Origin of the sequence: Pseudoflavonifractor sp. An176 (assembly GCF_002160435.1) — a bacterium.
Lineage (GTDB): Bacteria > Bacillota > Clostridia > Oscillospirales > Oscillospiraceae > Enterenecus > Enterenecus faecium.
Genome location: NZ_NFKO01000048.1, coordinates 1 through 9451 on the forward strand (window position 1 = coordinate 1; position 9451 = coordinate 9451).

A 9451-nucleotide genomic window follows, 5' to 3' on the forward strand; every position below is an offset into this window, starting at 1 on the left:
CGATGAGAAATCGGGGAAAGAATCGCCAAAGGCGGGGCCTTCCCCCGCCTTGTGGAATCCACCCCGCGGTACTGGGAGCCCCTGCGTCCTCCTTGTTTCGGCCCTTGGCCCGGTGGGGTCACATAGATGGCGTGGAAATTCCACAGAAAGCACCGACTTCTCTGACAAATACTACTTCTACTGCCAGGGCCTCACCCTGGTGCACCGCTGTTCCCAGCTACCGGAAGCCTGACTCCCGGCGGCGGGAACGCCGCTTGGCCAGGGTAGGCCCGGACCTGGAAACTGCCCAGCCATAGGGCCAGCTGCCAAAGGTGGCCTGGTGTAGTGGCAGTGACAGGGGCCACAGCAAGGGTCACGGGCCGAACACCAGCTTGACGCAGTTCCAATCTCGTACCCCCAGGGAGGTCCTTAGGGGGGAACGCCCTAAGCGGGTTTTGGTTTCTTTTGCCCGCTCAAAAGAAACCCCCAGCGGGAAGCGTCCCCACCAGGCTGGCAAGCCTGTACAAGACAAAAAAGAAAGAGTTAGTTCATCAAGGCGGGACATATAAGAAATGCAAAAACGTGGGAGCACCCAGGGTACTCCCACGTTTTTTGCCTTTTATAGCTGCTGATACATGGCGCTGGCATCCGCCTTGCCCACAATGTCGGCGGTGGACAGCACTTCCACCCGGATGGCCTTCTCGCCAAATTTCATCTCCAGGATGTCCCCCACCTTCACCTCGTAGGAGGCCTTTACCACCCGGCCCCCCACGGTGATGCGGCCGTTGTCACAGGCCTCATTGGCCACGGTGCGCCGCTTGATGAGCCGGGACACCTTCAACCACTTGTCAAGTCTCATAGAAATCCTCCTATGTTTCTCCTTATGCTCCGATGCTGTCCTTCAGCGCCTTGCCGGGCTTGAACACAGGGGTCTTGGATGCGGGGATGTTGATCTGCTCCTTGGTGTGGGGGTTGCGGCCAATGCGGGCGGCACGGCTCTTCACCTCAAAGGAGCCAAACCCCACCAGCTGCACCTTCTCCTCCTGGGCCAGGGCCTGGGTAATGGCCTCCAGGGCGGCGTTGAGGGCGGCCTCGGTGTCCTTCTTGGACAGCCCGGCCTTTTCAGCGGCGGCGTTGATGAGATCAGCTTTGTTCATGGTCGTTTGTTCCTCCTAATGGTCTACAATTCAAGGCTGGTGCTTGATGGCGTTCCAGATGTCGTCCAGCTCGGTGAGGCTCATGTCCTCCATCTGCTTGCCCTGGGCGGTGACCGCCTCCTCCACCCGGCGGAACCGGGCGGCAAACTTGTCACAGGCGGCCTGGAGGGCGTCCTCCGGGTCCACCTTCAAAAAGCGGGCCACATTGACAGCGGCAAAGAGCAGGTCCCCCAGCTCCTCGGCGGGGTCTCCGTGGCCGGCGATGGCCTCCTTCACCTCGCCCAGCTCCTCGGAGAGCTTGTCCACCGCGCCGTCCACGCTGTCCCAGTCGAAGCCCACCTTGGCGGCCTTCTTCTGCACCTTCTCCGCCCGCCACAGTGCGGGCAGGGAGCGGGCCACGGCGTCCACAGCGTCGGCCTGGGTGGCCTGGCCCTTCTCCTTCTTCTTCAGCTCCTCCCAGTTGGCCAGAATCTCTCCGGTGGAGGAGACGGTCACATCCCCAAACACGTGGGGGTGGCGGAAGATGAGCTTCTGGCACACGCCGTTGGCCACGTCGTCCAGGTTGAAGCGGCCCTCCTCCTCCTCGATGGAGGTGTGGAACACCACCTGGAGCAGCACGTCACCCAGCTCCTCCTGGAGGTGTTCGGTGGACTGCTGGTCGATGGCCTCGGCCACCTCGTAGGCCTCTTCCAGGAAGTTGCGGCGGATGGACTCATGGGTCTGCTGGGCGTCCCACTGGCAGCCGCCGGGAGCCCGCAGCACCTTTACAATGTCAACGAGATCTTGGACGTTGTACTTGTCCTTGAGAGAAAAATCTACCATACTATCACCTACAATGCAAGGATTATTTGAAATTGGAACCTTTTTGCCGAAGAGTTATTCGGCGGGGGTGATGCGCAGCAGGCGACCGATCTTGTCGCCCTTGGGCATAAACTTCAAGTCCTGGGGAGAGATGGCCCGGAGCAGCACCACCAGAGCCAGATACACCAGGCCGCCCACACCCACGGAGAAGAGGGTGCAAATGGCGTTGCCCGAGTTGCTCAGGGTCCCGGCGGCGTTCTGGAAGGCGGACATGCCGCCCAGGACGGAAGAGGACAGGCCGTAGCAGGACCACACCGCCAGACCCATGATGACCGCAGACACCAGAGGCTTGCCGAAGGCCCGAGTCAGGCTCAGAGAGCGGGGCAGGGTGCGCTTGATGATGATGAGGTCCAGCACGGCGATGATGGCAAAGCACACCAGGGTGCTCACCGGAGCGCCGTGGATGTTGATGTCCTTGTTGCCCACCAGAATGTAGTTGATGGGCAGCTTGAACAGGCACCCAATGATGGTGGTGACCATGGGAATGGTCACCAGGCGGTGGGCCTGCATGATGGCGTTGCACACCAGCATGAAGCAGACAAAGATGACGGCGATGCCCAGCACGGACAGCATCCAGCCGCCCAGTTCCACGTCGGTGGTGGGGTAGAGCAGCCGCATGATGGGCTCACTGAGCACGAACAGACCCACGCCGGCGGGAATGGCCAGCAGGGCGGTGGTGCGCAGGGCGGTCTCGCTGATCTGGGCTCCCAGCTTCCGGTTCTTCACCGCCTGAGCCGCCGACACCGCGGGGATGATGGAGGCGGTGAGAGGCACCATGAAGGAGGAGGGCAGGTTGTACAGGGTGGCCGCCTGGTCAAAGACGCCCTTGAGGGAGCGGGCCTCCAGCTCGGTAAAACCGGCCCCGTCCTGGAGCCGCCCATAGATCATACTGGTGTCAATGAGGTTCACCAGGCCGATCACCGAGGAGCCCAGGGTGATGGGAATGGCCAGCTGGAGCAGGGTGCGGAAAATCTTCTTGGAGGACTCCGGTTTGTCCTGCCCCACCGGGGTGCTCCCATGGTGGGAGCGGAAGCAGAAGGCGGTGTACAGCATGCCCAGGGCGCAGCCCACGGACACGCCGAAGATGGCGCCAGCGGCGGCCACAGACTCATTGTTGGAGGATTTGAGCAGGAAATAGGCCAGAGTCAGGCCGATGACCAGCTTGCTCAGGGCCTCAATGATCTGGGAGACTGCGGTGGGAGTCATGATGGAGTGGCCCTGGAAGTAGCCCCGCATGGCGGACAGGGGGCACAGGAAGAAGATGGCGGGGGCCAGGGCCCGGATGGAGTACCAGCTCTGCCCGTTGTTCATCAGCTCGGCCAGCTGCTTGGGGAAGAAGAACATCAGGCAGAAGCTGATGGTGCCCAGGGCCAGGAAGGTGAGAAAGGCCACCCGGAAGGTCTTTTGCACCTGGTTATGACGGCCCAGAGCGTGGGCCTCCGAGATCATCTTGGACAGGGCCACCGGCAGACCGCCGGTGGAGACGGTGATGAGCAGGGAGTAGATGTAGTAGGCGGTGTTGAAGTCGGAGAACCCCGCCTCCCCCAGGATGTTGCCCAGGGGAATCTTGTACAGAGCTCCAATGAGCTTGACAATGACAATACCGGCGGCCAGAATGGCGGCGCCGCCAAAGAAGGTATTATTTTTGTTTTTGGAAGTGGGATTTGACATAATCTCAACCTTTCACCAAAAAGTCCAGGGTCAGTGGAAGAGGAGGGGGAGGGCATAGTCCCGGACCTCGGCCTGAATCCGCTCCACATCCAGGGTGTGGAAGGTACCGTTTTCATATATGATGTTGCCCCGGGCCATATTCATCACCACATTGGAGCCGTGGGCGGCAAACACCAGGTTTTCCACCACGTCATGGCAGGGGGTGAGGTTGGGGGCGGTGAAATCCAGCAGGATGAGGTCTGCAACCTTGCCCACGGCAATCTGGCCGGTAGGACGGCCCAGCGCTCGGGCTCCCGCCACCGTGGCCATCTCCAGAGCCTGCCGGGGTGTGACCACCCCGGGGGTGCAGCGCACCCCGCTGGGCAGCAGCGCCGCCAGCTTTAGATCGGCAAACAGGTCGGCACTGTTGTGGGAGGACATGCCGTCGGTGCCCAGAGCCACATTCACCCCGGCCTGGAGCATATCAGGGATGGGGGCAATGCCCGAACCCAATTTCAGGTTGGAATAGGGGTTGTGGACGCAGGCCACCCCTTTTTCCGCCATAATGGCCCAGTCCTCCGGGGTGGTGTACACACAGTGGGCGGCAATGCCGCCGTTGTCCCACACCCCGTACTGGTTCAGCGTCTGGATGGGGGTGAGGCCGTGGCGGTCCAGGCTGGCCTGATGCTCACTTTTCGTCTCCGACACATGCACGTGCATGCGCTGGTGATGGTCGTGGGCGAACTGAGCCATCCACTGCCACAGGGGGGCGGAGGAGGTGTACTCTCCGTGGATGGAGGCGTCTATAAGAATTTGCCCGTCTCCCGCCCCGTGGAACTCCTCCGTGAGGGCCCGCTGGGCCACGCAGTCCCCGCAGGTATCGGGGGCAAAGTCGGCCGGGTCGCCAAAATACACTCCGCCACAGGACAGGTTGGCGCTGATGCCGGACTTCAAAATCTCCTGGGCGATGGTGGAGGTGAACATGTACATATCCGCCACGCAGGTGACGCCGGAGGCGATCATCTCCGCCAGGCCCAGCCCCGCCCCGGCGGACACTGCCCGGGGGTCCAGCTTGCCCTCGGCGGGGAAGATGTAGTCGTGCAGCCAGGTCTGCAAGTCGCAGCCCCCGCCGTATCCCCGCATGAGGGTCATGGGCAGGTGGGTGTGGGCGTTCACCAGGCCGGGCATCATCACCTTGCCCGAGCAGTCCACCACCCGGTCAAAGTCGCCCTGGGGGCGGTCCGTGCCCACATAGGTGATGGAGGTGCCCTCCACCTGGACATAGCCGTTTTTGAGAATGGTCCCCGCCTCGTCCATGAGGACGGCGGTGACGTTGGTAAATAGTACGGACATAGGTTCCTCCTTATAACTGGGCCAGACAGCCCAGGACCAGGGGCACAAATCGGTGCCGGGCGGCTTTGCCCGCCTCCAGCACTTCCTCTTCGCTCAGGGGCTTGGGCAGCATCCCGGCGGCTAGGTTGGACAGCAGCGAGAAGCCCAGCACCTCCATGCCACAGTGGGCGGCCACGATGACCTCGGGGGCGGTGGACATGCCCACCGCATCCCCGCCCAGGGCCCGGATGGCCCGAATCTCGGCGGGGGTCTCATACTGGGGCCCGAAGCTGTAATAGTATACCCCTTCCCGCAGAGGAGTACCCAGCCCCTGTGCCACCTGGCGGGCCACCTCTTGGAGCCGGGGGGTGTACAGATGGGAGGCATCGGGGAAGCGCACCCCAAATTCCGGGAGGTTCTCCCCCCGCAGCGGGGACTCCCCGCCCAGCTTGATCTGGTCGGTGAGGAGCATGATGTCCCCGGCGTTCCAGTCGGGGCGGACGCACCCGGCGGCGTTGGTCACCAGCAGGGTGTCACACCCCAACAGCCGCAGCACCCGCACCCCGTAGGCCACATCCTCATAGGAGTACCCCTCGTAGTGGTGCACCCGGCCCTGCATCACCGCCACGGGCTTGCCTGCCAAGGTGCCAAAGACCAGCTGCCCCACATGTCCGGGGGCAGTGGAGCGGGGAAAGTGGGGAATGGAGGCGTAGGGCACCGCCACAGCGTCCTCCACCTCCTGGGCCAGATCCCCCAGGCCGGAGCCTAGAATCAGGGCCACTTTGGGGACAAATTCCCCCAGCTGAGCCCTCAGATAGGCGGCGCTTTCCTGATAATGGGAATACGGATGGGACATAGGTTTCCCTCCTGACAAAATCTTCGGAAATATAAGTGCATTACAAAATAGTTTACACCATTCAACCAGGAAAATCAATCCTGACCCCGTCCGCATTGGCAGGGGAGGGGAAATGTGCTATCATATATAAAAACAGATCCAATGAGGAGGAGACAACATGCGGGACACAAGATCCTTGGTGGTGGTGGTGGACGGCCACGGCGGCGGCATGGGCAAGGCCCTGGTGGCCCGGCTCAGGGAGCGGCTGCCCCAGGTACACGTGCGGGCGGTGGGCACCAACTCCGCCGCCACCGAGGCCATGCTCAAGGGGGGAGCCGAGGACGGTGCCACCGGGGAGAGTGCGGTGATTTTTAATGTGGGGAAGGCGGACTTCGTGGTGGGGTCCGTGGCCATCCTCATGGCCAATGGCCTGATGGGGGAGATCTCCCCCCGCATGGCCCAGGCGGTGGGGGACAGCTCCGCCATCAAGGTGCTCATCCCCGCCAACCGCTGCGGCATCCGCATCGCCATGGGGGGCGAGCAGCCCCTGCGCCGCTATCTGGACGACTGTGTGGACCTGATTGCCGCCGAGCTGCAAGAGTAACCCATACCACAATCTGACGATTTTGGACGGATGAGGCCTCCCTTGGTTGACAAGGGAGGCCTCATCTTATAAAATATTTGTCGAGTGTTTAGTAACAGGTGCATTGCACCCTGAAATATGGCATTATATGGAAGAGTTGGGCGGTCTTTGTCAAAAAGCGGCCCGGTGTGGAAGAGAATAAGGAGAGACGAATGTTACAAAGTGGAAGAAGAATGGAGAAGAAAACACGGACGCTGGCAGGGCTGGCGGCGGTGTTTTTTGCCTGCATGGTGGTTCTGTCCGCCTTTGTGGCGGTGTATGCCGGAGGCGTGCGCTACGGCGTGGTCACCGGCACCGAGGTGGGCCTGAGCGTGCGTGCGGGAGCGGGAACCTCGTACACCCGGCTGGGCCTCATTTACGACGGCACCACCGTCACCATCACCGGGGAGAAAAAGGCCTCAGACGGCGCCACCTGGTACGCCATTGACTACAACGGCGGCACCGGATACGTCATCAGTACCTATATCAAGCTCATTGACGGCGGTGTGGATGACAAGGAGTTTGAGGCCTACCTCAAACAGCAGGGCTTCCCCGAGTCCTACTGGAGCGGGTTGAAGGTGCTCCACGCCATGTACCCCGAGTGGGTGTTCAAGGCCGACCACAACGGCTTTGACTGGAACTACGCCGTGGACCAGGAGTCCAAAATCGGCAACAGTCTGGTGCAGTCCTCCTCCAAGTCCAGCTGGAAGTCCACCGACCCCAAGGCCTACAACTGGGACACCGGGGTGTGGACGGTGTTTGACTCCGGCGGCTGGGTGGCTGCCTCCCGGGAGATCGTGGCCTACTACATGGACCCCCGGAACTTCCTGACCCAGAACAGCATCTTCCAGTTCCTCCTCCAGAGCTACAACGCCCAGGTGCAGAGCGTGGCGGGGGTGGAGCGGCTGGTGGACGGCACCTTCCTGGATGCCACCGTCACCGACACCGACGGCAAGCGAATTTATTACCCCCAGGTGATCTATGATGCGGGCAAGAAGGTGGGGGTCAACCCCTATGTGCTGGCCGCCATGATCATCCAGGAGCAGGGCACCAAGGGGCTCAGCGACAGCATTTCCGGCAAGGCCCCCGGCTTTGAGGGATATTTTAACTTTTACAACATCGGCGCGGTGGCCGGAGGCGGCAACACTGCGGTGAAAAACGGCCTCATTTACGCCAAGGGCGGCATCAACGGCACGGGCACCAGCTATGGGCGGCCCTGGAACAGCCGGGTGCGGGCCATCAGCGGCGGAGCCCAGTTCTACGCCAACGGCTACGTCACCGCCGGACAGGACACCATGTACTTAAAGCGGTTCAACGCCCAGGGGGACAACCCCTTTACCCATCGGTATATGACCAGTGTGTGGGGCGCGGCCTCCGAGGGTCTGAGTCTGGCCGGGGGGTACAGCGAGGAGCTGCGCCAGTCCCCCCTGGTGTTCTCCATCCCTGTGTATGACAATATGCCCAGCAGCCCCTGTGCCCAGCCCACTGGGGACGGCTCGCCGGATAACCGCCTGAGCACCTTGAAGGTGGGCAACTACGCCCTCACCCCGGGCTTTGACAACGACACCACCTCTTACAGTGTGGTGGTGCCCAACTCCGTCTCCTCCGTCTCCATCACCGCCACCCCCAAGGCGTCCACCGCCAAGGTCAGCGGCGCCGGGACGGTGCAGCTGAAGGTGGGGTCCAACACCGTGAAGGTGACGGTCACCGCCCAAAACGGCAGCCAGCGCACCTTTACCCTTACCATTGCCCGGGAGGGCAGCTCCGATTCCGGCGGCTCGCCCACCTTCTCCGTCAAGCCCAAGTACACGGTCAGCGGCACCAACGTCTCCGGTATTGCCGTGGGCACCAAGGTCTCTGACTTTGTCAAGAACCTGAACATTGTGGGCGGTTACGCCCAGGTCAAGACCGCCAGCGGGTCCAACAAGCAGAACACCGCCGTGGTGGGCACCGGGGATACCGTGACCATCTACCGCAACGACGGCACCCAGTACGCCAAGTGGACGGTGCTCATTTACGGAGATGTGAACGGGGACGGGGTAATTACCAACTCTGACCGTGTGAAAATTCGTAACCATGTGTTGGGCACCAGTAAGCTCTCCGGGGTGTACTTTGCAGCCGGAGATATCAATTCCGATGGTCAAGTTTCCAATACGGATAGAATCAAGATTCGCAATCATATTTTGGGCACTGCCCTCATCAAACAGTAAATAGGGAGCAAGTTCATGAAACAACTTAACAGAACTAATTTGATGGCTTTTGTTGTGGCACTGTTGCTAATTCTGACGGTAGCTACTCCCGTGGGACGGGCAGACGAGGCACATGCTTTGCCTTGCACGGTCAGTTTCTCTGACCCTTCCGTCATAGTGGGAAACAATGTCACTGTGAATGTGAGGGTATCTGGCCAAGTTGGCGCAGCAACGATTCACTTGGTGTTTGACCCCAGTTATTTGCAATACGTCAATGGTGACCTTGGAACGTATGGAAAGCACAATGGAAATACCATCACTCTAGACAAGGAAAATGCAGGAAGCGGAAATATGAGTTTTTCCATGACGTTTAAGGCGTTAAAGACGGGGAAAACTTCTATTGACTGTACAGGATATGATATTTCCGATGGAACAACTGATCCCCAGAGTATGAATGTGAACATGGGCAACTCGGTGGTCACCATCAACGCCAAGCCCACCGCCTCGTCCAACAACAACCTCAGTTCCCTGTCCATCAGCCCCGGCACCCTGTCCCCCGGCTTCTCCGCTGGCACCACCAGCTACAGCGCCTCGGTGTCCAACTCCACCACCAGCGTGGCGGTGTCCGCCAAGGCCGCCGATGGAAAGGCCAAGGTGGCGGTGTGGGGCAACACCGGACTGAGTGTGGGCAACAACACCGTCACCGTCCAGGTCACGGCGGAGAACGGCAGTAAAAAGACCTACACCATCACCGTCAACCGGGCCGCGGGGAGCACGGGAGGCAACACCGGCGGGAATGCCCCGGCCCCCGACGACACCCCCAGTC

The 9451-nt window shown here is 61.1% G+C and carries 9 protein-coding genes; 3 read left to right on the forward strand and 6 right to left on the reverse strand.

The genetic code is table 11. The features are described from left to right. Positions 1–598: 598 nt before the first annotated feature. From B5F12_RS11165 to B5F12_RS11190, 6 genes are read right to left on the reverse strand one after another with little or no spacing between them, the layout of a single operon-like run. On the reverse strand, positions 599–838 hold the full coding sequence (locus B5F12_RS11165) for an RNA-binding S4 domain-containing protein (RefSeq protein WP_087234412.1): 240 nt from the start codon (positions 836–838) through the stop codon (positions 599–601). A gap of 22 nt (positions 839–860) precedes the next feature. Continuing rightward, positions 861–1136 (reverse strand): HU family DNA-binding protein, encoded by a 276-nt coding sequence (locus B5F12_RS11170; protein WP_087234414.1) that lies wholly within the window; start codon positions 1134–1136, stop codon positions 861–863. A gap of 30 nt (positions 1137–1166) precedes the next feature. Then, positions 1167–1958, reverse strand: coding sequence for a nucleoside triphosphate pyrophosphohydrolase (gene mazG / locus B5F12_RS11175; protein ID WP_087234417.1), 792 nt, complete (start codon positions 1956–1958; stop codon positions 1167–1169). A 54-nt stretch (positions 1959–2012) separates the two neighbouring features. After that, positions 2013–3668: a polysaccharide biosynthesis protein gene (locus B5F12_RS11180; protein ID WP_087234419.1), complete on the reverse strand. Its 1656-nt coding sequence runs from the start codon at positions 3666–3668 to the stop codon at positions 2013–2015. Positions 3669–3698: 30 nt separating this feature from the next. Then, complete coding sequence (locus B5F12_RS11185) at positions 3699–5000, reverse strand: amidohydrolase (RefSeq protein ID WP_087234421.1); 1302 nt, start codon at positions 4998–5000, stop codon at positions 3699–3701. Between the two features lie 10 nt (positions 5001–5010). Beyond that, positions 5011–5835, reverse strand: coding sequence for a purine-nucleoside phosphorylase (locus B5F12_RS11190; protein ID WP_087234423.1), 825 nt, complete (start codon positions 5833–5835; stop codon positions 5011–5013). A 157-nt stretch (positions 5836–5992) separates the two neighbouring features. Between B5F12_RS11190 and B5F12_RS11195 the strand changes: the two genes are divergently transcribed. From B5F12_RS11195 to B5F12_RS11905, 3 genes are all read left to right on the forward strand, one after another. Beyond that, positions 5993–6418 carry a DUF3842 family protein gene (locus B5F12_RS11195; protein WP_087234425.1) on the forward strand — a complete coding sequence of 142 codons (426 nt, stop codon included), beginning with the start codon at positions 5993–5995 and terminating at the stop codon, positions 6416–6418. Positions 6419–6630: 212 nt separating this feature from the next. Further along, entirely contained in the window at positions 6631–8646 is a 2016-nt protein-coding gene (locus B5F12_RS11200; RefSeq protein WP_158096807.1) for a cadherin-like beta sandwich domain-containing protein, read from the forward strand. 330 nt (positions 8647–8976) lie between these two features. Continuing rightward, the coding region (locus tag B5F12_RS11905; RefSeq protein WP_162607926.1) for a cadherin-like beta sandwich domain-containing protein at positions 8977–9451 on the forward strand (475 nt) is incomplete at its 3' end.